Source organism: Shewanella sp. SG41-4 (genome assembly GCF_014164505.1).
In the GTDB taxonomy this organism is placed as follows: Bacteria; Pseudomonadota; Gammaproteobacteria; order Enterobacterales; family Shewanellaceae; genus Shewanella.
In genome coordinates this window covers 1-23,684 of record NZ_JACJFI010000024.1, presented here as the reverse complement: position 1 = coordinate 23,684, position 23,684 = coordinate 1, and the positions used below count along the sequence as shown (strand labels likewise).

The window sequence follows — 23,684 nt, the reverse complement described above, 5'->3', positions numbered from 1 at the left end:
ATAATGGTGGCAATATGAAACCAAGTTATACAGTCTGTGCTTGCTGTACTTGGTTTCTGCCGCCGCGTTTGGCGCAATACATAGCCATGTCTGCTCGGCTAAAAAGGTCTTGTATTACCTTGTCTTCGGCGGTTAATGAACTTACGCCAATAGATACGGTAACCTTAATGTTGCTATTTGCTTGAGTGGTATGAAATGAGTGTTTGGCAATATGTTCTCGAATACGCTCAGCAATGATCATTGCACCTTCACCGTCGGTCATCGGTAAGATGATGGTAAACTCCTCACCACCGATTCTGGACAATGAATCTGATTGGCGCAGTAAATCACTGCATATTTGGGCAAACTGTTTAAGTATGCTATCTCCGCCCTCATGACCAAAATTGTCATTAATCACTTTAAAGTAATCGATATCGATAACCAACAAGGATAACTGTTGGTTAAATCTGATCGCTCTGGCACATTCTTGTTTTGCTAATTGGTTATATGAGCGACGATTATGCACCCCAGTTAGTTGATCTGTATTCACTAAACTTTCGATTTGTTGATGTGCTTGTTCTAGTGATGTTTGTGCCTGTTTTAGGTTGGTGATATCTGCGCCCATAATAATGGTGTAACCACTGTCTACGTTAATCCTGGTCATTTTAAACCAACGCCCATCAGACAGGTCTGTTTCATACTGGTTTAGAGCCTTTTCTGAATGCAGTTTATGCAGATTTTCCAGCCATTGTTCAAAATCATCAGTATTGATAATAACGCCTTGCTTAGTTTCCCAAGCGTGGCGTAATAAATCGCCTGATTTTTTGCCAATAGCATCTTCTGTGGTAGTGCCAAAGATGCTGGCGAAGTGCTGATTACAGTAGATAACTTCTTTATCTTGGTTGAGTACACCGAAACAATTTGGAGTGAGTTTTAATGCATCCAAGAGGATGGGCTCTAAATTGACAGGTGGACTTTGCGGCATAGGATACTCAACAATGTGACGATACTTGGGCGTAATTATAAAGGAAAAACGTTACTTTTTGGTAACAAACCAACCGGTGCTATGACTCTGCTGCTGGAGGAACAAAGCTTGTCCACTGTTTTTATTGACGTTTTTTAAATCGAGTAGGGGGAAATAAAATTATTTATCCCTCAGTCTAAAGAATGATAACGATGAGGTGCAGCAAGCATAAAAAAGCCCAGTCATTATTACAAAGACTGGGCTGTTAATGCAGATTAATTACGCGTTAGTTAATGCGCTTTTTAGTTCGCTAGGTTTCATCGGAATTTTACGTAACCGCACACCTACAGCTTGATAGATTGCGTTAGCAATCGCTGGAGCAACGGGGGTTACTGCCGGTTCACCTAAGCCAGATGGTGGCATTTTGCTTGGGATAAATTCGATGATAACTTCCGGTGTCTGACCTAAGCGCAGCGGAGTGTAAGTATCGAAGTTTGAGTCTTTATACTGACCATTAAGCAGCTCAGTACCTTCATACAACGCCATAGATAATCCCCATAGTGCAGCGCCCTGACATTGGGCCTCAGCGCCATTTGGGTCAACAATAATACCGGCATCGATGGCGATAACCAGTTTCTGCACATTGACAATACCGTTGGTTTTATCGACATGAACTTGTACTGCACACGATACCCATGTTGGCATATCACGCTCTTGACCAAAGGTAGATGCAATTCCAAGCCCTGTATCTTTGGCTTGTGGTGTGCCCCAACCAATCATCTCGGCAGCTTTTTTAAGTACAGCGGCTTGACGAGCTGCACCACCTTCGGCTACTGGTGTGCTACCGGCATTTCGGCCTTCAGCAATGAGCATGTCGAGACGGAACTGCAATGGATCTTTACCAGCATGATGTGCAGCCTCATCCATAAAGCTTTCAACAGCCCAACTTGTCCAACCCGGTCCAACTGAACGTAACCAACCCGGTCTGAATGTCGCAATGGCCAGATCATTCGATACCGCGCGTACTTTTTGAGCGCCAACAGTGTACCAATGGTCTGCTCCGGCAATCGAGAACGGATCATACGGTTCGCCATTGGTGCCTTTAGGCATAAACCCTGGCGCTAAGACTTGAGTTGGCCAACCTGCAGTAGCGTGATGCTCCATTGCAGTAACCGCTTTTTTGTCATCAAATGCCATTTTTAGCTGTTGAACAGATGCCGAACGCGCACTATCAAATAGCATATCTTGTGGACGAATCATCACCATTTTAACCGGTTTACCGCCTAACGCTTTAGAGGTCAACGCAGCCGGAATGGTGTAGTCGCCGTTAAGTCTACGGCCAAAACCACCGCCTAACATATAGGTGCGAATAACAATGTTAGCTTCTTCTTCGCCTAACGCCGTTGCTAATACGGGCAGAGTAAGTGATTGCCACTGACAACCTGAATGCACTTCCCAAATACCGTCTTGGTTTTTAAATACCAAAGCATTAAGCGGTTCCATTTGCGCATGGAGTACCGTACTGGTGATATATTCTTCTGCAATGGTACTTTTCGCACTCGCAAATGCTGGCCCTGTGTCAACAGTGCCTGTGTCTAAAAGACTGCCTTTGGTTTGGTCGGCAAGTAATTGCTTACCATGAGCAATAATATCTGCTTCAGACACGTTTGCCGTTTTACCCGCTTCCCATGTAACCTTTACCAGCTTCGAAGCTTTTTGGGCCGCATTAAAGCTACTGGCGATAACCATTAACCAACCAGGCACGCTGCCACTGGCATCATCTAGTACGATAGTTTGCTGATAACCCTTTACTGCTTTTGCTGCAGAGTCATCAAACTTAACCACTTTAGAGTCATAACGAGTAGGGGGCAAAATAGGGTTGGCGTACACCATGCCATCAACTTTCGCGTCGATACCAAATATGGTTTTACCGTTAGTCTTGTTGGCAATATCAAGAGACGTCACCTGCTGGCCAACCAGTTTAAGATCGGCATTAGGCTTTAGCGGCAGGGTTTTCAGTTCTTCTTCAGTAAACTGACGCGTTAGGCCTAAAGAGACTAATTCACCGTAAGACAGCTCGCCCTTACTTGAGATAACTTTACCGTTACTGGCTTTACAGTCTTTAGCTGCAATACCCCATTTTTTAGCTGCAGCTTCAATTAACGCTGTACGACCCGCAGCACCGGCTTGACGGTAAACAGGCCAACTTTGGGAAATAGACCAACTGCCGCCGGTAACCATGTAACCCCAGCGTGGATCACTGTCGACATGGATAATCTCGACATCATCCCATGACGCTTCTAGTTCATCAGCAAGAATACGCGCAATAGCGGTACCAACATGTTGGCCCATTTCTGAGCGCATAATGTTGACTTTAATTTTACCGGCGGTATCGATTGAGTACCATAAAGACGGTTCGTAAATGTCACCTTCGCTAGGTAATACTTTACCGTCAGGGCTAGCAGGATCCATTGCCGCCATCAAATGACGAGGAAAACCAAAGCTGACACCTACCGCTGTCATCGCAATTAAAAAACCGCGGCGGGTAATACCCACCGATCCACGTTTAGGCAGTCTGCTCATCGTTGCTCTCCTTAATTGCGTTTGCAGCTTCATGAATGGCACCACGAATACGAACGTAGGTCATACAACGACATAAGTTTCCGCCCATCACAGCGTCAATGTCTTTGTCTGAAGGTTCAGGAATGTCTTTTAGTAGCGCTGCAGCTTGCATAATTTGACCCGACTGACAGTAACCACACTGTGGTACCTGCAGCTTTTGCCAAGATATTTGCAATGGGTGATCGCCCTTTTCAGAAAGTCCTTCAATCGTAGTGATTTCGGCTCCTTCAACTGACGATATAGGGGTTATGCATGAACGTGTGGCACGTCCGCCAACATGGACGGTACAGGCACCACATGTACCAATACCACAGCCAAATTTGGTGCCGGTCATGTCCAGTTCATCACGGATAACCCACAGTAGAGGAGTATCACTCTCTACATCGGCAGTCATCGGTTTGCCGTTTAAAATAAATTTTGCCATTGTCACTTCTCCAGTGAATTAGTGCTCAAATCGGGGTTGATTGCGGATCTCGCCCACTTGTTGTTGTAATTTCGGCCAGGTGTTTTCCCCAGCTGCTTGACGTAAATAAGCTGCTATAGCAGTAATGTCTTCATCGCTAAGTGCATCACGGAATCCTGGCATTACAATACCGCTAATGCCTTGATCGCTACGCACGCCATCCAGTATTACGTTAATCAGGTTAGTTGGATTATTAAGATGTGTTGCCGAACCGATAGTAATTAACGGGCGGCCTTTAACTAACTGGTCGCTGCTGTAGTGGCATGCTTGGCAAGCTGCCGCATACAAACGTGCACCTTCATCAATCCGCAGATCCGGTTGTTGATGTTGTGCCGCTATTGCTGCTTGCAAGGTGCTGCTTGAGTCAGGCTCGTCGGTGTTATTGGTACGGGCAATTTCAGCAAAGTAACCACTAATGGCTTCTATATCACTGTCTGGCAGAGCAGACAGGCCTTTGTGCATAACCGGCGCCATTGGGCCTGCCGCACTTCCATGATAAGGCGAGTTACCCGTAGTTAGGTATTCATAAAAGTCTTGCGCGCGCCACGGGATAGGTGAAGTGCTAGTAGAGGTTAATGATGGTGCTATCCAACCATCAATGGCTGCACCTTGGTACATTTGGGCGTACTGTTCGCCGCCTAAAGCATTGCGTGGAGTATGGCATGCACCACAGTGAGCAATACCTTCCGCTAAGTAAGCACCGCGATTCCATTCGGCAGATTGCTTGCTGTTAACCTCAAAAGCTTGAGTGTCTGCAAACAGCAGTTTCCAACCCGCTTGAAACCATCTTATATTGAGAGGAAACGCAATGCCGTTGTCTTTTTTGACTTGGTTAACCGCCGGAACAGACGTCATGATGTAAGCATAAATCGCGTTAATGTCATCGTCGGTCATTTTATTAAAGTGTTCATAAGGGAACGCAGGCAATAAATGATGTCCATCGCGGCTCACACCCGTGCGCATAGCGCGAGCAAAAGCGGCTTGCGACCAGCTACCAATGCCTGTTTCGACATCAGGAGTGATGTTACTTGAATAAATGGTGCCAAAATCAGTATGCATTTCATAGTTACCGGCATAGGCTGTGCCACCAGGTGGTGTATGACAAGTACTACAATAGCCTGCTGCGGCAAGGATTTTACCCTGTTCGATAACCTCTGGAGCATAATTTTTTTGTGTTGGTACGACGGGATCAATTGCAGGGTGCCAAGCATATATACTGAAAATAGCTAGTCCAACAATAGCTGCGCCACATACGCTGTAAACGATGCGCTTTAGCATATTACATTGCCTTATTTTAAATAGAAAATGATATAGAGAAGGGAATATGTCATCTAACATTCCCTGTTCGACTTTGTATTATTATTGTGATTGGTCAAATATTAATCCTAAGCAAGAGATGGCCCTTTGTCCAGCATTGATATTGACGGATCTTTCATTGTATTAGAATAAAATAATACAGCACTGTGTTGACAAGTAACATGAGGATTGTTAAATAATTAGGTTTGGTTAATCCGCTGTTAATCCACCACTTTTAAGGTTTCGACTATGTTGCGTTAATCTTAGTTATCTATGATTAACATGAGTGGCAATTACAAATTAAAAACGTGTCGGATACACTGACGAAAAAGCTGTTATTGGCCATTAAGGCCTATGTTGGTGGTTAGCGGCTATTTACTCATCTGTGGTCAGCTTGTTTCATCGCCAAAAAGTTATTTCATATTGTGATTGTTTGCCTCAGCGATTATTTTCCCTCGATATGTTTGTTCACCTGACAATTTCTACAACCATGATTAAGCCACAAGATATCGCTACAGCAGTTATAGGTCACATTCAGACAGCTAATCCTAAAGGCTTGAACACAATCAACTTGTATTTGACGAAAATATTACGGATAATAAATACAAATCATTATCATTTGCGTTAAGTTGCTTGGGATTGAAATTAGATGGAACTTATCAGTGTATCTTCTTTATGGCTTGGTTGTTTGTTTGCCTATTTGGCATCTGACAAGCAACAGCTTATTAGTTTGCCTTTTCCTAAATTACTGGCTTGGAGCTTATGCGGTTTGGCAGTGTTGTTCGCAGTGTGGGGATTTAGCCATACTTACAGCGTATTAGTTGCCAGTTTAGTGGTGCTGATTTGCATGATGACCATGTGGATATTACTGGTGCTGGTGGCCTCGCACTATAAAGGTCGTAGTATCTGGGTGAGTTCGTTAGGCTTTGCGCTGTTTGTCAGTATCTTACTTGTTGGGGTTAAATAACCATGTGGCCTAAATCTGTTGCTGCATTTTTGTGGGGATTATTACTGGCGATCAGTTTAATGCTCATTGTTTTTCGAACATTACCGGCTGCAGTAGATGTAAAACTATTTGTTGGACTAATGCTGGGTTTTTGTGTGTGGGTTGGGGTGATGACATTTTGTTATAGCCGCAACAGCGCAAAAGCAGCGAGTGTTGTATGCACAAAATGGCTTGTGGCCAGTAGCCTTATCAATACGTTGTTATTTTATTCGCAAAACTAACTATTTTTTCTCAAACCTAAGTCATGAATACCTCAATGAAACCAGACTCTCCCGTACAGCACAAAGTCGTTAAAAATCTCATCGAAGCCCACAGTTGGCTTGGGTTAATTATTTCACCTTTACTGTTTTTGGCATTTTGGGCTGGCGCGGTGACCTTGTTTCACGATGAAATTGCCCAGTGGGCCATTACGCCTCATCATCCAGTCGATAATACCCAAGCAGATATTCCTTTAGTGAAACTGGTAGAGCAAAAGTTGGCTGAATACCCAGTAGATCAAGCTGGCCGATTTCGAATAAATATGCCGACTGAGCTAGTACCTTATTATATTTTTTACTTCGATGTGTTTGGAGATGCTCCGCAATCGGACCGCCAGTCGATGGCGATATTGGTTGACCCTAAAAGCGGCGAAACCGTTGCGGGCAAAGATGACTTTTACTTATCGCAATTTATTTACCGCTTGCATTACAACCTTGATTTACCCGGTGGCAGTTATCTTATTGGGGTCGTGACGCTGATTTTTTTGTTTGCACTCGTGTCAGGTATTTTTATCCATGCGCGTAAATTACTGAAACATTTCTTTTTGTATCGGGTTGATAAACAGCGCCGGGATAAATTACTCGATCTTCATACTGTAGTCGGAGTAATGACAATTCCCTTTACCTTGATGTATGCACTAAGCGGCTTGATCCTTAACTTGGCCATAGTGTTCCAACTGGCTTTTGTGGTGTTTATTTATCAGGGCGATCGACAAGCATTGTTTAACGATGCCGGTTTTAACCGTACCAGCGAACCGCGAAGTGAAACGTCACTGGATATGAGCAATGCATTTACCTTAATTGAACAAACTAAACAGCAATCGAATTTTGAGTTACGTAATATTATTCTCCATCATTACGGCGCCGATAATGCTCTGGTACAAGTGCGTGGAACCGACACGGTTAATTTTGCTCAACGAGATGAAGTGACCTACCGGGTGCAGGATGGCACTGTGATGGATAAGGTTAATGCCGATAATTACAATGTATTCCGCCAGGGTAGAGATGTATTAGTGACCTTGCATTTTAGTAATTTTGCTGGCTTAGATATCCGTATTTTGTACTTTATTTTGGCGATGGCCATCAGCGCCATGATTGTTACCGGCAATATGTTATGGATAAATAAGCGCAGTGCTCAGCGCCAATCTTCACAGCGCAGTATTGCTATCGTAACCGCGATGACGATTGGTGGCTGTGGTGGCATTATTGTCGCGACAGCAGTTGGATTTTTGTGTGAGCGACTATTACCTGCAACCTTATCAGGGCGAAGTGAATGGTTAGTGGGGTGTTTTGTAACGTCACTATTGCTCGTTATGTTGTGCAGTATAAAAGTGACCGATATTAAGCGTCATCTCAGCCAGTTGCTGTTACTCACCAGTGGCATATTAATCATCACGATTGTTGCAGATTGGCTGTTATTTTCTGAGCAAATAATAGCGTTATGGCAAAGTGGTTATCATGGGGTCATCGGGATACAAGTTGGCATGATGCTGGTAACGGCAGTGTGTTTATGGACCGCCAATAAGTTAGGTGTATCACCTCGGTCGCAGCCAGCAATGGTTAAAAATATTACTCCCGCTAATGGATAGCGAATTGTAATAAAACTAAACCTATTAAGCCTGTGAAGGAAACTATCACAGGCTTAATCATCAACTAAGCGCATCTAGGGTAAATCAAAAATCAATGCAGTTGCTTGAGTGTCCGTTGGGTTAACCAAGGTCACCGTGGTCATGTCGGTGAGTTTAGCGCCATCACCTATGGTTAACTGCTGATCTTCAATATTGAGCTTGCCAGCCACCTGATGAACATACATTTTACGGTCAGTTGCTATCTGATAGATTATTTCAGATTTAGGCGCCAAAATCAGTTGTGACAATGTCGCATTTTGCTTGATTTGCAAGGTACCGTTTTCACCCGTTGGCGTAGCAATCGTGGTTAACCCCACTGCTTGACCAAAGTTTTTTTGTTGGTATCCAGGTGTATTGCCTAAGGTATTTGGCTGGATCCAAATTTGTAAAAATTTCAGTGGTTCTGTAGCGGATGCGTTGTACTCACTGTGAGTAATTCCACTGCCAGCAGACATTAATTGAAACTCACCAGCAGGCAATACTTCAACATTGCCTTCACTGTCTTTATGGGCGATAGAGCCTTCAAGTACGTAGCTGATAATTTCCATGTCACGGTGGCCGTGAGTGGCAAATCCGGCACCAGGAGTGACACTGTCGTCATTGATCACTCGCAGTGCTGAAAAGCCCATGTGTTGTGGATCATAGTAGCTGCCAAATGAAAAACTGTGTTTGCTGTCTAACCAACCAAAATTAGCTTTGCCGCGTTCACTTGCAGGACGTAAGGTGATCATAATGTTTGCTCCTATTGCATAAATCGGTAATCAGTACGGCTGATTACGACAGTTTGTTTACAATGGCATTATCGATTGCGACTTTGCCTGAACCTGACAGTGCAAGTGACACGCTGGCGGCTAATAGTGCTAACGCAAATTCATAGCCGTTATTTGCCATAAATAAACCGTTGCTGATATGTACACTAGCAATGGCGATAATCATGGTGAATGCTAATAAAACTGCGGCAGGACGAGTCAGTAAGCCTAGTAGAATGAACAGTCCGCCAACCAATTCAGCGCTACCGGCTAAGAAAGCCATTAACACGCCAGGTTCGATGCCAATTGATGCCATCCATTGTCCTGTACCTTCAAGGCCATAACCGCCAAACCAACCAAATAGTTTTTGGCCGCCGTGAGCCATAAAAATAATCCCAACAGGTAAGCGTAATGCCAATGTGCTGAAACCTGCAGTAGAATTTGTGATGCGTTTAACGAGTGCTTTCATGGTATGTATCCTCAATAAATTTAAACATTGTTTGTTTTGTAGTGAGCCTTTCTCACTGGTTGATAAGAAGTATATTGAGACTTGATTGAATAAAAAATCGGAATAAACTGACGTAAAGGTTCAAATTATTTGAATACGGAGGAATGATGCAAAATCCGATCACTATCGACGCATTACGCGCCTTAGATGCAATTGAACGTAAGGGCAGTTTTGCTGCTGCAGCAGCATCGTTATATCGAGTGCCATCAGCACTGACTTACACCATCAAAAAACTTGAAGATGATATGGGCACGGCGTTATTTGACCGTACAAAGCAAAAAGCACAACTGACACCCGCAGGTAAAATTGTATTAGAGCAAGGACGGCAGATTTTGTTAGCCACCAATCGGTTGGTTGATTCAGTGCAGCAATTAGAATCTGGCTGGGAAACCGAAATTCGGCTATCACGCGATACGGTAATCTCCCAGGGGACGTTGTTTCAATTAATTGAACAATTTAATCAGCTAGAACATTCGGTCGACATTAGTGTGGATGTTGAAGCCGTCGGTGGTGGTTGGGATGCATTACATAGCCGACGCGCCGATATTGTGATTGGTGCATCTGGCGAGTTACCAAGAGGTGTATTTCAAACCCATAAAATAGGCGAGATTGAATTTGTGTTTGCGGTTGCGCCACATCATCCATTGGCGTTTGTTGATGGCATATTAGAAGCCGACAAATTAACCGAATATGCTTCGGTTGTGGTTGCTGATACATCACAACTTTTACCCACTCGAAGCAGCGGTATGTTCAACAGTAAGCAGGTAATTAGGGTCAACACCATGGAAACTAAAATAGCGGCACAGCGACAAGGTTTGGGGATTGGTTTTTTACCTAGGCACATGGTGCAATGTTATTTTGATAGTGGCGAATTGATTGAAAAATCCTGTTCAATTCCAAGACCAAATCAAAGTTTGTATATCGCGTGGCATAAAGATCATCAAGGTCGTGCATTTGACTGGTTTGTGGAGCATCTGCCTAAAACCGATTGGGGGTTAAGTTAACTTGCACATATCATGAGTATTTTTCGAACCATCAGTAAAAAATCAACTTATTAGCTTTATTTACTTACGCCAAAATGAGCCATTGTCTTGGCGTTTTTATTTTCTTTATCCTTGGCTGCTTGACGTGGGTGTAAGACATAGGTTTATAGTCGTTGCATGTGCTCAGTAGATTTATTTATGTAGATCTTATTTTCAATGCAGTTGTTACCCCAAGGAGTGATTATGCAAGTAAGTGAACTCGCGACGTTATTGGGTGTTACCACAGACACAATTCGTTTTTACACCCGAATCGGCCTGCTCGCCCCAACAAAAGCGCCTAGCAATGGTTATAAATTTTATCGTGACAAAGAAGTGTCGCGGATGCGATTTATTATGAGTGCCAGAAACTTAGGTTTTTCGGTGGATGAAATTAAAGTGATTTTTTCCAAAACGGATCACGGTGAAAGCGCTTGTACCATGGTGAAGCAGCTTATTAGCCAAAAGTTGGCCGAAACTGAAATACTATTCAATGAAACCCTAAAATTACGTAATAAGCTGACTCAAGCCGTAAGTGAGTGGGAAAATCTGCCAGCGTTGGCACCCACCGGTAACATGGTTTGCCACTTAATTGAGGGATTTGATTCAAACCATGAAACCCCTTGTCAGGTTAGTGATAAGGAGTCTTTGTGATGAATACCCAAACAACAACACAATTATTGATAGAGGGTGCAGGTTGTGCCAGCTGTGTTGGCAAAATTGAGAAAGCCCTTAAAACCGTCGCGCAAGTAGAGCAGGCTGAAATGAACTTTGCTGATCGCAGTGTGATGGTCACCGGAGAGGTTGACGTTGCTCGTTTACTTGATGCTGTTGAGCAAGCCGGTTACCACGCAATTGTGATTAACGATCAAGGTGGTGCAGATGCCATTGATGAGAAAGAACAGGCCGATGCTGCCTACTACAAAAGCTTAATCAAACACACAGTCGTTGCATTAGCAGTGGGTATTCCACTGATGATCTATGGTTTATTGATTGGTGAAATGACCGTTACCAGCCCAATGCAACAGCTGGTTTGGGGCGCAATTGGTGTGCTCACCTTAGGGATAATGTTTGTCTCGGGTAAGCATTTTTATACTGGCGCTTGGAAGTCATTTATTAATCATAGCGCCAATATGGATACCTTAATCGCCTTAGGTACCGGAACCGCCTGGGTTTATTCTATGGTCGTGGTGCTTGCGCCAGATTTATTGCCACAAATGGCGCGCCATGTTTATTTTGAAGCAACCGCGATGATCATTGGTTTAATCAACCTTGGGCTTGCGTTAGAGGTTAAAGCGCGCGGTAAAACCTCGGCAGCCATTAAACGTCTTATTGGGTTACAAGCTAAAACGGCTAGGGTGATCCGTAATGGTAAAGCGGTCGATATCGATATTGCTCTGGTGCAATTAAACGATAGAGTCAGTGTTCGTCCAGGTGAAAAAATTCCTGTTGATGGTGTGGTCGTTGAAGGCAGCAGCTTTATTGATGAGTCGATGCTGACGGGTGAACCTATTCCGGTTGAAAAAGGCATTAACGATGACGTAGTCGCGGGCACTTTAAATAAGCTAGGTTCACTTACCTTCACCGCTACCCGAGTCGGTAAAGATACGGCCTTGGCGCATATTATTACTATGGTTAAGCGGGCACAAAATTCCAAACCGCCCATTGGCCGTATGGCAGATGTGATTTCGGGCTACTTTGTTCCCGCTATGATGATTATTGCCATTATTAGCGCCATGGTATGGCTCAATTTTGGTCCAGAACCGTCAATGGGATACGCCATCGTATCGGCAATGACAATTTTAATTATCGCTTGTCCGTGTGCGTTAGGGTTAGCAACACCCATGTCGGTGATGGTGGGCGTGGGTAAAGCCGCTGAATCTGGCGTGCTTATTCGTAATGGTGAAGCCCTGCAAACGGCATCGACGATTACCACCATGATTTTAGATAAAACCGGCACAATTACCGAAGGCGCGCCAAAAATCACCGATATCATAGTGGTCAATAGTCGCGAACAAGAACACGTATTGCAACTGGCGGCAAGTATTGAGCAACATTCTGAGCATCCACTTGCACAGGCCGTAGTTCAAGCCGCTGCGGATAAGGGATTAGCGTTATTCAATGTTGAACAGTTTACTGCAATAGCCGGTTTTGGGGTTCAAGCCCAATATCAATCAACACAGTTGTTATTTGGTAATGAAAAACTAATGCGCGAAAAAGGCATCGCCTTAAGCGATTATCAACAGCAAGCACAAGCATTAGCAGCAGAAGCCAAAACGCCAATGTATTTTGCCATCGACGGTGAACTCGCAGCAGTGATTGCAGTGGCTGACCCGATTAAAGCAGACTCTGTTGCCGCCATCGCAAGGCTTAAAAGCAGTGGCATTAAGGTCATTATGCTTACCGGAGATAACCACGCGACTGCCGCAGCTGTGGCTGCCAAAGTGGGTGTCGATGACTTTTTTGCCGACGTATTACCGCAAGATAAAGCCAATAAAGTGGCCGAATTACAAGCATTAGGTGAGGTGGTTGGCATGACTGGTGATGGCATTAATGATGCACCTGCGTTGGCGCTAGCCAATGTCGGCTTTGCTATTGGCACCGGAACAGACGTGGCGATTGAAAGTGCCGATATAACGCTAATGCGAGGATCGCTACACGGTTTGGCAGATGCCATCGCGGTGAGTAAAGCGACGTTAGGCAACATTAGGCAAAATCTGGTTGGTGCGTTTATTTACAATATGGCGGGTATTCCGCTCGCTGCAGGGGTGTTATTTCCGGTATTTGGCGTATTGCTTAACCCAGTAGTTGCCGGTGCTGCAATGGCATTTTCATCATTAACCGTGGTGACCAATGCCAACCGTTTACGCTTTTTTACCCCTCAACAACACTAGGAGTGAATGATGCTATTAATTAACTTATTTTGTGTGGCATTGATTGCCCTTATCGTTTGGTGGTTTTGGTTATATAAACCCAAAGCCACCACTCATCAAGCAACAAACGCTATTGTGGTAAAAGACGGCGTTTACTCTCCAGCAAGGATAACTGTGCCGGCCAATACTGCGACACAATTAACCTTTTTACGTCAGGACAAAGCCGGTTGCTCGGCCAGTTTGTTATTTCCTGACTTAGACATTAGCGAAGAGCTGCCTCTGGACAAATCTGTGGTTATTTCGCTGCCAGCGTTAGCCAAAGGAGAGTATCCGTTTCATTGCCAAATGCAGATGTACAAAGGGGTATTACTGGTTGAGTAATCCTAAATAGCAGCAATGCTAAGCAGGTATCACTCTTACCTTGATGCTTGTCGCTAGGCACATAAACTTTCAAAAAAGCCACACAATTACGTAAGTTAACATCTGTTTATTCAAGATGCTTACTTGCGTAATTGGTGATATTCTGACGATTCATTTACTACTGATTTTTCGATGACATCATGATACGACGTTTAATGGATTACTTTCGCTTAGTGTTGTTTATTTGTGGTGTCTTGATTGGTATTCAAGTCCCTGCGTTTGTCGAACAATACGGCCAACGACTTGAAGCTCATCAGCTTGAAGCTAAGCTCAGTTTGGCAGAATTTCAGCGTGATGCGGACCGTTTTTTTGCTGGAGATATCAGTAAACTTATCCGTCACTATCAACAAAATAACGATCCGGTTTTTAGTGCTGGTGGTGAAAGTATTGAGTCAATATACCAACGTTATACATCTCTCACCGAAGCGTTGGGTCGTTTTAATCAACACAGTTATAGTCCTTATCAGCAAATAGCATTAGCCCCACAAAAAGACATTCAAGCTGAGGTCTGGCAGGCTTATAACCATGTAATTTTATTGAAACCAGAGGCGATTGCCATTGGGTTGCTGCTAGGGTTATTGATCTCTATATTGTGTGAGTCAGTATTATCTATTTTGTATTTGGGTTGTCGCAGGGTGTTTGCCCCAAGATAATCTCTCGTGTTAACAAGGGTTAATAGCCCTCAATAATCAAGGATATATTATGATCGCTACAGGACAATCTTTACCAAAAGCTACCTTAAGCCAGCTGACAAAAGACGGCATGGTTAATCACGATGTTACTGAGCTTTTTGCCGGTAAAAAAGTAGTATTGTTTGCAGTGCCAGGTGCATTTACACCAACCTGTTCAGAAGCTCACTTACCAGGTTTTGTAGTATTAGCCGACGAGTTTAAAGCTAAAGGTGTTGACCTTATCGCTTGTGTATCTGTTAACGATGCATTTGTAATGAAAGCGTGGGGCGAAGCCCAAAATGCTTCTGAATTAATGATGCTAGCCGACGGTGATGCAAGCTTCACTAAAGCATTAGGCTTAGAAATGGACACCGCTGGTTTTGGTGGTGTTCGTTCACAACGTTATGCGATGGTGATCGACAATGGCGTAGTGACTTTACTGAATGTTGAGGAAGGTAAGTCATTTGAAGTCAGCACTGCTGAAGCGGTAATGGCTGCACTGTAATCTATATTATGTCTCCGAATTAGAGACTTAACAGTACAGCAAAATGGGCGCCAATAAGGCGCCCATTTTTATGAAAAAAAACAGTAATCAGTAAAGCTTGTTAGTATTGATTATCCGCGGATGCCTAAGTGTTGTTCAATGTTATCGACACTGTTACTGACCTCAAGCGCAATCGTTTCACTTTGTTCAAACGCATCTTTAGCATGCAGCATTAGGCTATCCATCGCGATGACAAACTCATCAAGATGCCCCACTTGTTGCTTAGCATGTTCACTCCCTTGGCTCGCACTGCTCGCCATCTCTTGAGCTTGCTGCTGTACTTGCAACGCAACATCTAACAAACTCTGGGCTCGACCTTTTTGCTGTGCAGATGCTTCGCTGATGTCGTTAACGCTGTGGCTAAGTGCTGTGTTCGAGCGGGTCAGTTGCTCGAAAATAGCCATTATGTCTTTTAATGATTGTTGAGTCCGTTGCGATAAACTGCGTACTTCATCGGCCACCACAGCAAAACCACGACCTTGTTCACCTGCTCGAGCGGCTTCAATGGCGGCATTTAATGCCAATAAGTTGGTTTGGTCGGCAATATTACCAATAACATCCACAATTTTAGCAGCGTCATTAACCGATGTACTGAGTTGGGTTAGTGAGTGGTTACATTGATTGACCTTGGTGACAGTGTGATCGGTCGCATCTAACACCGCCTGGGCTTCTTGTTGGCTTGCTTGCATATCATGCATAGTCTGCTCTGCACTGGCAGTTACTAAGCTAGACGACCGGTTTACTTCATTGGCAAGAGTAATTAAATCAGTGGTTTGTGATTGAGTTTGTTGTACCACATCTTGCGTTTGTTGCGTGCTAGTTGATAAGGAACCAATTTTGGTGACTAGCTCACTCAATGAGTTAGACACCTGTGCCATATTACTTTTTTGTTGTTCGTCATCTTGTTCAAATCGCTGTAACAGGCGATTAAAGTGTGCTGCAATTTGGCCTGTTTCACATTGGCTGGTCACGGGTAATGGTTCACGTTGATTCGATTCGCTTAACATTGAAAAAGCACGGTTTAAACGTTTAAGCGGGCTAACGACTCGTCGTTGTTGTAACACTAAATAACTAATAGAAAACAATGCTATCAATATCACCATGGTGTATAGCAACCACTGCAAACGGATTTTAAGTTGTTCATCGGTTACGGCTTGTGTATTGGCCAGTGTTACTAGTTGCTGTTCTACTTGGCTGGTGGCGTTTATTAGCGCAGCTTGTACTTGTTGATTGTCGCTGAGCATTTGCTTGGTATTACTCACTTCTTTGCTATAGCGTTGAGTCAAACTCAGCAATTCTGCGCGAGGGGCTTCACCCGTTTCAATATGTTCCGGTTCGTCATCGCCTAAGGCGAATTCATCCACTTCTTCGGTGCGATAAATACCCAGTAAAGATAGCTTCTCCAAATCATCATGCCATGTGTTGAGAGAGTTTATCGAAAAGTTAAGGCTATTATTTGCTCCTGCATCTTTATCAATCAGTAAGGCCTGAGTCTGCTGTGATAGTTGATAAACTAGGTTAGGTAACTCAAGACTAAGCGCAAGATATTGCTCCACAGTATTTGAGTCATTCGGAGCTGATTGGGCATAACGATGTAGGCTGCGGCTGTAAGCGATCATTTCTGATTCAGCAAAAGCCAGCAGTTGGCGCGGGTTACCGGCCAGTTTTCCTGCAGCACGGTATTTAGTGTCTAAGTCGCTAAGTCGCTAATTAATTGAGTCATTAGGCTGGTTAATGAAGCGCTATCAAGCTGTGGGTGAGCGGAATTCAGCTGGGTAATATTATCGGTTATACGGGTAATATCGCTGCGGGCTTGTTCGAGATAATTGCTTTGGCCTGTTTGTAAGTAACTATCAATGTTCCGGCGAACATCATACTGAAAGGTATGTTGAATATGTTGTAAGTTTAGGTTTAATTTTTCACTGGTTTGCCGTTGTTGATTACTCCATAACACGGTAGCGGCGAGTAATGCCGCAAGCAGTAATAATAAGGCGGATGCACTAAGGGATAGGGTCGATATCTTCATAGGTAAGTGACTTCACATAAATGCCAATATGTGCATTTTATGGCACTAATGTTACAGTTTTTCGTGATTGCACTTTATCTATGAGTTGAATAATGTGTGGTGGAATGTGTCCGTTGTTAGTTGTAGAGATTTTTATCGATTAACGGCAGCCACACTTGTGCTTTTAAGCCGCCTTGAGGGCGGTTAGACAACTTCACCTTGCCATGATGGCGGTCAATAATACGTTTAATAATAGCTAGCCCTAAGCCAGAACCAATACTACCGCGTGCAGTATCGCCTTGGGTAAAGGGTTGAAATAGATGCTCAACTTCGGCTTCATTAATACCAGGGCCGTTATCTTCAACACTAAAACACACCGCGTTACCTTGATGATAAGAACTGATTTTTATCCAGCCATTGCCATAGCGGAACGCATTTTCGACCAAGTTGCTCAGTACACGTTTAATGGCGACGCTGTTCATGGGAACATCGGGGCAGTCTGCTAGCGACAGCTCGATGGTTTCTTCACGGTGTGATTCTTGTTGGCTAATTTCTTGGATCAAACGATTGATTTGGTCGGGCTCGCGTACACCTTCACGGTCGTTACGAATATAAGCAATAAATTGGTTAATAATCGCATCCATGTCTTCAATGTCGGTGACAATACCTTCTTTTAAATATTGGTCGTCTTCTACCATCATTTCAGATGCTAATCGAATGCGGGTCAATGGTGTGCGTAAATCGTGTGAAATCCCTGCCATTAATAAAGCTCGGTCTTGCTCAAGCTGCTTCATGCTATGAGCCATTTGGTTAAACGCATGGGTTACTTCAACAATTTCAGTCGAGCCACTTAACGGCAGTGTTGGCGGAAAGTCGCCTTGAGAAACGGCCACAGCGGCTTTTTGTAAACGTTTTAAAGGCCTGTTTTGCCTACGGGCAAATAACCAGCCACCGGCGACACTGAGCCCGCCAATAACCAGCAAATACAAAGTTAATGGTGATAAGTCTGACTCGTTAATGCCCGTCAAAGGGACTTTTATCCACAATGTGGGGGCTTGCGGCGGTTTTATCCACACATCGAGCTTTTCACCTTGCGAAAAACGCACTTCGGCTTCGCCGCCAAGGTAAACCGACATTTGTTCTGACAAGAAACTGTAATAAGTGGCTTGGCCGAGTCCGGCTTCTTGTGCTTGTTTTTGATTATAAACGGTCATGCCATCGTCACGCACTTTGGCATTTAAGGCATCAACCATGGTGAGATGTTCACGGCCAACATCAACACCATCGACAAATAAAATATTGATTTGGCGGGCGATCAGTTGGTTAATTTGTTCATAACTGGGTTTGATAAAGTAAACGGCGACAGACCAATAAGACACCAATTGATTGATCAGCAGTAAACTGCCAATCAACAATACGGTCTGGCTAAAAGCGCTGCGGGGTAAAAAGCGTTGCCACCATTTTAACTTAAGTTCCATGACTTATTTACGTGTGGTGCCGTCGGGGACAAATACATAACCTAAGCCCCAAACCGTTTGGATATAGCGTGGGTTAGCAGCATCTTTCTCAATTAAACGGCGTAGGCGTGAAACCTGCACATCAATAGAACGTTCAAGTGCCGAATAATCACGCCCTCGAGCAAGGTTCATCAGCTTGTCACGCGATAATGGCTCTCTAGGGTGGTTAACCAGCACTTTAAGTACTGCAAATTCACCGCTGGTCAGGGCAATGCTTTCATCACCATGAAACATTTCACGGGTGGCAAGATTTAGTGAAAACTCACCAAATTCAATCATTTCTTCTTGTTGAGCTGGTGCTCCAGGGACTTCGATTATTTGACGACGCATTACCGCTTTAATACGCGCTAACAATTCACGCGGGTTAAAGGGTTTTGGTAAGTAGTCATCGGCGCCCAGTTCTAGGCCAATAATTCGGTCTACTTCATCGCCTTTGGCGGTTAACATCACAATCGGAATAGGGTTTTCTTGTTGGCGCAAGCGGCGACAAATCGATAAACCATCTTCACCGGGTAGCATCAGATCAAGTACTAAAAGGTGAAAGTTTTCGCGCTCAAGTAATCTATCCATTTGTTCTGCATTCGCAGCACTACGAACTTGGAAGCCTTGCTCTATCAAGTAACGTTCTAATAATGAACGTAATCTCATGTCGTCATCGACAACGAGAATCTTCGAGGTTTCTTGGCCCATGACATATCCTTTAAACACTAAATTGATACCAGCAATGACTCAGTATGAAGTGTAATCGCTTAAATTTGAATAGCTGATTGTGGCAGAAATTGTAACTAAATAGCTGTAAATGTTTGTTTATCGCATAAATAGTACTGGATAGTTACATAAGTTGTCTTTCATTAAACTATCTAGGGTTAATGAGGTGATGGATAACGACTTATCATTATCCTTGTAATAACCGGCTAATACTGTGGCGTAAGATGCGTTTAGCGGCCAAAAATGTAATTGCAATAATCAGTAAAGTGCAAAACACAATCCCATATAGCCATAACATAGGTTGCCACATTGATACCCCTAATAGGCTTATGCTGTAGTCATCTATTGCGAGCATCAGTATGCCTGCACACAGAGCTGCAATCGCCATTAGACTGACGTTGATCCGAATGATGTGCAACATCAGTGTATTTTTTTGTCCACCGACAGCCAGTAAAATTGCCAACTTGAGTTGCTGTACTTTAACGGCAAAATGAAAACGATAGTACAAGGTGAAAACAACCAGAAGACATATCATTATCGCCATTGCAAACGAGGTCATAAATAATAATTTGCCTGCAGGATCGGTATTGATAATTTGTTGTGCCAAAGTGCCATTGGATATATAGCTTAAATGAGTCGATTGCAAAGAGGCCCATTCATTTATACGCGACCCAACGAGTTCAGGGTTGGCTGTACGACTATAAAAAACTGGCGCAATGCGATGAGCGAACAGCGGGTTTTGCGCACTTAAATGTAAATACATGACAGGTGATGGACTTTGATTAAGGCCAAAATGAAGTTGATCTTCAACAATGGCTGTAATGGTGAATTGTTTTTGGTAATAAAACCCCGTCACATTGAGTGTTATCCCTTGTATGTCTTGCCAATGATTTAAGTTTAGTTCGTCGGCTAGCTGGCTTGCCATCGTTCGATTTACTGTCACGCTATTAGTCGTTAGTGTTGCCGGGATAAGATATTTTATGCCCAGCAAGTCAAAAAAATTACTTGAGACATAAAGGCCATTTATTGGCTTGCTGATCCCTGAATTATTCGACGTATTATATTGTAATCCTTGATCACCTAAGGCGGTGAACCTCGCCGAGGACAAAGCCACTGCTTTGCCTGCAACTTGCCATTTACCTTCTAATTGCTGCGCAGTAAGTGCTAACGATAATGGACTGGTTACCTTGGGCTCGTAACTGTATAGATCGGGTAAAAAGCTGACTTTCTGATATTTCTGCCATTCAGAAAAAGACAGTACCAAGGATAAGATGATAACGCTTACTATCACAGTGAGTTGCGCCACTAAGGTTAATTGGCTCATACGCTGTTGTGCTTTGGTCATTTGTCCGCGTTGGCCTCGGCTAAACTGCGTGGTCATAATACCCAGCATCGGAATTTGTGCACAAAGCCAATATAAACTAACCGATATCGTTACTGCCACAACCCATAAACCGAGATTAAATGATAAACCAGTATCGAAATAGCTTCGGTAAACAGGAATATGACTGACATATTGCAAAATGCCATAACCTAATATTGGCGCAATAATAATCAGAGAAGCGAATGCGGGAATATTTTCTTTAAACAACTGACTTATTAGTTGTTTTTTATCGCCACCTAATGCCAACTTTAACTGCATTTCAGATTGACGCACTATCCCTTGTTGCATGTAGGCCGACACTATGCTGCTAAAAATAATAAATCCAAAACAGACTAATAAAACCATTAATATCCAAGCCTGTTTATGCAACATTTCACGTTCAATTGGCTTAAGCTCTACACCGTCAATTAACCATGATGTAAATTGACTATCAATAAACCCACCTTGCGGACGCGGCGTTTGTTGCCTTAGGGTTGAATATGCTTGCTGTAACTGAGTAATAGGAATCGCTTCATTCAATAAAGCGAAACCATATCTATTTCCCTTACTATTGATATAAAGCGCTGGATTATCAGTAAACATTTGTGGCACATCTAACAGTAAATAGCTGTCTGGTAACCATAGGTCAATTTGAATATTACCCAATTTATCCATTGATGCAGGCGCCACACCCGCAATAGGTAATACTTGGTTTTGATAATACAGTGACAGCTGCGATAGTGCTTTTGCGTTGGTATGTTTGTGCCAAAACTGCGACGAGAGTATAGCCTTTTTGGCTTCAAATCCTTGTTGAGAAAAAGGCTCTGGTAAGCCGAGTAACGGCAATAAAGTGTCGGTGTAAAAGCCAATCCGTAAACCAGGTATTTCTTTAATCCCGACAGAGACCACTGCTGTTTGTACCGCCACGCTAGCGACAGTTTGTACTGCTGCTAATTGCTGCAATAAGGCAATATCATATTCAGAGGTTGGTTGAAGGTTGCCATTAAAATCTTGATTCACCACGGTTATCAAGGGTGAAGTTTGGTTTACCCATTGCGGTCTATCACTACTTAATAACCACAGTAGGTTAGTCACAAAACCAATCAAACTGCAAAATAGGCATAGGCTGATGATTAATACTGCCCATATACCACGCTGGCCACGCCATTTTCGCCAGCCATATTTGACATCAAACAACACGTCTATACTCCTCATCTTCAAGAGGAGAAAGCTCACCATCATGCATTTTATAAGCTTTTTGACAGCATGCAGCGACGGTGTTGTCGTGGGTTATAATCAATACTGTTTTGCCTTCTTTGTGTAGTTCTCCTAATAAAGTCATAATTTTTGCGGCGTTGTTTGAGTCCAAATTACCTGTAGGTTCGTCGCATAATAAAATATCAGGTTGGCAGATCAGTGCCCTAGCAATGGCAACACGCTGTTGTTGTCCACCAGAGAGCTGATCAGGATAAAACGAGGCTCGATCACTTAAACCGACTTTGGCCAGAACATCATCTATGCGTTCAGAGTATTGAGTTGCTTTGATGGCGGGGTTAAAACGTAACGGTACTGCGAGATTTTCAGCGACTGTCATATCGGCAATCAGATTGAAATTTTGAAATACCCAGCCAATATGTTGATTTCGTAATTGGCTTAATTGATATGCTGATAATGCACTTACGTCTTGATTGCACAGTTGGTAACTCCCCGTATCAGCTACATCGAGTAATCCAAGAATAGACAGTAAGGTAGATTTTCCACTGCCAGAAGCCCCCAGAATCGCAATCATTTCACCGGTTTTTATCTGTAAGCTAATTTGCTTTAATACCGAGTTGTCACCTGAATGATGCTGAAACGACTTATTCAATCCAGTTAGGCTAATCACGTTATTAGTCATATAGTTCTCCTTCACTAAACTGAATTCTATCTTGTAGGCGGTTAGGTACTTGCAATAAAAGACGTTCGCCTTGATGAAGTCCTGCGGTGACTTGTGCTTGCTCTCCAGCAATATCACCTATGCTGATGTCACGCTTTTCAAATTGTTCAAGTTCATCATTTAGGACAAAGAAAGAATATTGACGATGCCCACGAATAACTCCAACAGGGCGTTTAATCACTAAAGTATTTTGGTGGTCTGCTATTTCAATGATGGCATTGACATCAATATTGGGTCTCACAGAGGAAGGTAAGTTGCCGTTAAAGCTAATGTCTATTTCAACGCTGCCATTATTAACTGTAGGTTCTACTCGGGTAACATTTCCAACAATATCAATGCCTTTTATGGCTACTTTTGCAGGTAAACCAGGGATTACAAATTCAGCATCATTAGCGGTAATGTTGATCCGAGCATAGTATTGCGACAAGTCGGCAATCATACCCACAATCTGACCTTCTTCTAAATGCCTGCCAATGTCTAGATCGTTGGCCAGTTCGGTTAGCATGCCATCCATACTGGCTCTAATCGACAGTTGTTCGACTTCCGACACCAGTAGTTCTCGCTGTTTTTGTGCTTTTTCTAAGCGATATTGTGCTGAGTTATTGATGGCTTTACGCGTTTGCTGCAGCGTGTCTAATCGGCTTGTTTCCATTTGTAAAATGGCGTTGTCTTGCTCCCAAGCGACTTGTGCCTTATGAAGATCCAGTACTGAAATCACTTGGCTTTGTTTTAGTTTTTCATGGGCACTAAGTTCTGCTTGAGCCAAGGCCAAGCGCACTTTAGCTAAACGCATTTTGCCTTGTTGGTCATCTAATGCTTGGCGCGATTCGGCCATAATCTGTATAAGGTTAGACTGCTGCTCAAGTAAAGCTAATTCACTGGTTTCCATTGTGCGTTGTAGTTTAGGATTATTCAGCTGAATGATCACATCGCCTTTATTAACCACATTTCCAGGTTGCTGTAACACTTCAATAATGTGGCCGCTACTCATGGTATTTATGCCGCGTTGGGTTTTAGGGACTAACTTGCCATAATCTGAAACAGTGACAAGCATCGGCCCTTGATTGACTTCGGTGAGTGAACCAGGTGAATTTGATGATGAACTTGAAAGGGCATTTTTTCCAAAAAATAATGCAATAAAACTGAGTGAAATGCA

General features: G+C 43.4%; 20 protein-coding genes and 1 pseudogene. 9 read left to right on the top strand and 12 right to left on the bottom strand.

Translation table 11 applies throughout. From position 1 onward, the window contains the following. Positions 1-25: 25 nt before the first annotated feature. From H5202_RS04310 to H5202_RS04295, 4 genes are all read right to left on the bottom strand, one after another. Positions 26-964: a sensor domain-containing diguanylate cyclase gene (locus tag H5202_RS04310; protein ID WP_182770965.1), complete on the bottom strand. Its 939-nt coding sequence runs from the start codon at positions 962-964 to the stop codon at positions 26-28. A 258-nt stretch (positions 965-1,222) separates the two neighbouring features. Further along, on the bottom strand, positions 1,223-3,526 hold the full coding sequence (locus H5202_RS04305) for a xanthine dehydrogenase family protein molybdopterin-binding subunit (protein ID WP_182770964.1): 2,304 nt from the start codon (positions 3,524-3,526) through the stop codon (positions 1,223-1,225). Next, entirely contained in the window at positions 3,510-3,989 is a 480-nt protein-coding gene (locus H5202_RS04300) for a (2Fe-2S)-binding protein (protein WP_182770963.1), read from the bottom strand. Before H5202_RS04300 ends, H5202_RS04305 begins: the two co-directional genes overlap by 17 nt. Before the next feature lie 18 nt (positions 3,990-4,007). Then, positions 4,008-5,306 (bottom strand): cytochrome c, encoded by a 1,299-nt coding sequence (locus H5202_RS04295; RefSeq protein ID WP_182770962.1) that lies wholly within the window; start codon positions 5,304-5,306, stop codon positions 4,008-4,010. A 667-nt stretch (positions 5,307-5,973) separates the two neighbouring features. Here H5202_RS04295 and H5202_RS04290 point away from each other — a divergent pair. Genes H5202_RS04290 through H5202_RS04280 form a run of 3 tightly spaced genes read left to right on the top strand, consistent with a single transcriptional unit; the run spans position 5,974 to position 8,176 of the window. Continuing rightward, complete coding sequence (locus tag H5202_RS04290; protein WP_182770961.1) at positions 5,974-6,291, top strand: hypothetical protein; 318 nt, start codon at positions 5,974-5,976, stop codon at positions 6,289-6,291. A 2-nt stretch (positions 6,292-6,293) separates the two neighbouring features. Then, complete coding sequence (locus H5202_RS04285) at positions 6,294-6,551, top strand: hypothetical protein (RefSeq protein WP_182770960.1); 258 nt, start codon at positions 6,294-6,296, stop codon at positions 6,549-6,551. A 35-nt stretch (positions 6,552-6,586) separates the two neighbouring features. After that, positions 6,587-8,176 carry a PepSY-associated TM helix domain-containing protein gene (locus H5202_RS04280; RefSeq protein ID WP_182770959.1) on the top strand — a complete coding sequence of 530 codons (1,590 nt, stop codon included), beginning with the start codon at positions 6,587-6,589 and terminating at the stop codon, positions 8,174-8,176. Between the two features lie 74 nt (positions 8,177-8,250). Here H5202_RS04280 and H5202_RS04275 read toward each other — a convergent pair whose 3' ends face one another. Next, a complete protein-coding gene (locus tag H5202_RS04275; protein WP_182770958.1) occupies positions 8,251-8,946 on the bottom strand; it encodes a pirin family protein in 696 nt (231 codons plus the stop codon). A gap of 43 nt (positions 8,947-8,989) precedes the next feature. Further along, positions 8,990-9,433 carry a DoxX family protein gene (locus tag H5202_RS04270; RefSeq protein WP_182770957.1) on the bottom strand — a complete coding sequence of 148 codons (444 nt, stop codon included), beginning with the start codon at positions 9,431-9,433 and terminating at the stop codon, positions 8,990-8,992. A 146-nt stretch (positions 9,434-9,579) separates the two neighbouring features. Between H5202_RS04270 and H5202_RS04265 the strand changes: the two genes are divergently transcribed. From H5202_RS04265 to H5202_RS04240, 6 genes are all read left to right on the top strand, one after another. Beyond that, positions 9,580-10,476: a LysR family transcriptional regulator gene (locus H5202_RS04265; protein WP_182770971.1), complete on the top strand. Its 897-nt coding sequence runs from the start codon at positions 9,580-9,582 to the stop codon at positions 10,474-10,476. A gap of 222 nt (positions 10,477-10,698) precedes the next feature. Further along, positions 10,699-11,145: a MerR family transcriptional regulator gene (locus H5202_RS04260; protein WP_182770956.1), complete on the top strand. Its 447-nt coding sequence runs from the start codon at positions 10,699-10,701 to the stop codon at positions 11,143-11,145. Then, positions 11,145-13,385, top strand: a complete 2,241-nt coding sequence (locus tag H5202_RS04255; RefSeq protein ID WP_182770955.1) for a heavy metal translocating P-type ATPase — start codon at positions 11,145-11,147, stop codon at positions 13,383-13,385. Before H5202_RS04260 ends, H5202_RS04255 begins: the two co-directional genes overlap by 1 nt. 9 nt (positions 13,386-13,394) lie before the next feature. Continuing rightward, entirely contained in the window at positions 13,395-13,745 is a 351-nt protein-coding gene (locus H5202_RS04250; protein WP_011635703.1) for a cupredoxin domain-containing protein, read from the top strand. A gap of 194 nt (positions 13,746-13,939) precedes the next feature. Then, positions 13,940-14,437: a DUF2937 family protein gene (locus tag H5202_RS04245; protein ID WP_259397182.1), complete on the top strand. Its 498-nt coding sequence runs from the start codon at positions 13,940-13,942 to the stop codon at positions 14,435-14,437. Positions 14,438-14,486: 49 nt separating this feature from the next. Beyond that, a complete protein-coding gene (locus H5202_RS04240; protein ID WP_123884475.1) occupies positions 14,487-14,960 on the top strand; it encodes a peroxiredoxin in 474 nt (157 codons plus the stop codon). Between the two features lie 110 nt (positions 14,961-15,070). Here the strand turns inward: H5202_RS04240 and H5202_RS04235 are convergent. From H5202_RS04235 to H5202_RS04210, 6 genes and pseudogenes are all read right to left on the bottom strand, one after another. Beyond that, positions 15,071-17,025 (bottom strand): annotated as a pseudogene (locus tag H5202_RS04235) (methyl-accepting chemotaxis protein). Positions 17,026-17,141: 116 nt separating this feature from the next. Beyond that, a complete protein-coding gene (gene envZ / locus H5202_RS04230; protein WP_182770953.1) occupies positions 17,142-18,482 on the bottom strand; it encodes a two-component system sensor histidine kinase EnvZ in 1,341 nt (446 codons plus the stop codon). A 3-nt stretch (positions 18,483-18,485) separates the two neighbouring features. Next, positions 18,486-19,211, bottom strand: a complete 726-nt coding sequence (ompR, locus tag H5202_RS04225; protein ID WP_182697654.1) for an osmolarity response regulator transcription factor OmpR — start codon at positions 19,209-19,211, stop codon at positions 18,486-18,488. A 205-nt stretch (positions 19,212-19,416) separates the two neighbouring features. Then, entirely contained in the window at positions 19,417-21,792 is a 2,376-nt protein-coding gene (locus tag H5202_RS04220) for an FtsX-like permease family protein (RefSeq protein WP_182770952.1), read from the bottom strand. Next, positions 21,782-22,489, bottom strand: coding sequence for an ABC transporter ATP-binding protein (locus H5202_RS04215; protein WP_182770951.1), 708 nt, complete (start codon positions 22,487-22,489; stop codon positions 21,782-21,784). Before H5202_RS04215 ends, H5202_RS04220 begins: the two co-directional genes overlap by 11 nt. Continuing rightward, the coding region (locus H5202_RS04210) for an efflux RND transporter periplasmic adaptor subunit (protein ID WP_182770950.1) at positions 22,482-23,684 on the bottom strand (1,203 nt) is incomplete at its 5' end. The genes H5202_RS04215 and H5202_RS04210, both read right to left, overlap by 8 nt.

Coding starts and splice junctions, on each gene's coding strand:
- H5202_RS04310 (WP_182770965.1), bottom strand. CDS start 964: ATGCCGCAAAGTCCACCTGTCAATTTAGAGCCCATCCTCTTGGATGCA.
- H5202_RS04305 (WP_182770964.1), bottom strand. CDS start 3,526: ATGAGCAGACTGCCTAAACGTGGATCGGTGGGTATTACCCGCCGCGGT.
- H5202_RS04300 (WP_182770963.1), bottom strand. CDS start 3,989: ATGGCAAAATTTATTTTAAACGGCAAACCGATGACTGCCGATGTAGAG.
- H5202_RS04295 (WP_182770962.1), bottom strand. CDS start 5,306: ATGCTAAAGCGCATCGTTTACAGCGTATGTGGCGCAGCTATTGTTGGA.
- H5202_RS04290 (WP_182770961.1), top strand. CDS start 5,974: ATGGAACTTATCAGTGTATCTTCTTTATGGCTTGGTTGTTTGTTTGCC.
- H5202_RS04285 (WP_182770960.1), top strand. CDS start 6,294: ATGTGGCCTAAATCTGTTGCTGCATTTTTGTGGGGATTATTACTGGCG.
- H5202_RS04280 (WP_182770959.1), top strand. CDS start 6,587: ATGAAACCAGACTCTCCCGTACAGCACAAAGTCGTTAAAAATCTCATC.
- H5202_RS04275 (WP_182770958.1), bottom strand. CDS start 8,946: ATGATCACCTTACGTCCTGCAAGTGAACGCGGCAAAGCTAATTTTGGT.
- H5202_RS04270 (WP_182770957.1), bottom strand. CDS start 9,433: ATGAAAGCACTCGTTAAACGCATCACAAATTCTACTGCAGGTTTCAGC.
- H5202_RS04265 (WP_182770971.1), top strand. CDS start 9,580: ATGCAAAATCCGATCACTATCGACGCATTACGCGCCTTAGATGCAATT.
- H5202_RS04260 (WP_182770956.1), top strand. CDS start 10,699: ATGCAAGTAAGTGAACTCGCGACGTTATTGGGTGTTACCACAGACACA.
- H5202_RS04255 (WP_182770955.1), top strand. CDS start 11,145: ATGAATACCCAAACAACAACACAATTATTGATAGAGGGTGCAGGTTGT.
- H5202_RS04250 (WP_011635703.1), top strand. CDS start 13,395: ATGCTATTAATTAACTTATTTTGTGTGGCATTGATTGCCCTTATCGTT.
- H5202_RS04245 (WP_259397182.1), top strand. CDS start 13,940: ATGGATTACTTTCGCTTAGTGTTGTTTATTTGTGGTGTCTTGATTGGT.
- H5202_RS04240 (WP_123884475.1), top strand. CDS start 14,487: ATGATCGCTACAGGACAATCTTTACCAAAAGCTACCTTAAGCCAGCTG.
- envZ (WP_182770953.1), bottom strand. CDS start 18,482: ATGGAACTTAAGTTAAAATGGTGGCAACGCTTTTTACCCCGCAGCGCT.
- ompR (WP_182697654.1), bottom strand. CDS start 19,211: ATGGGCCAAGAAACCTCGAAGATTCTCGTTGTCGATGACGACATGAGA.
- H5202_RS04215 (WP_182770951.1), bottom strand. CDS start 22,489: ATGACTAATAACGTGATTAGCCTAACTGGATTGAATAAGTCGTTTCAG.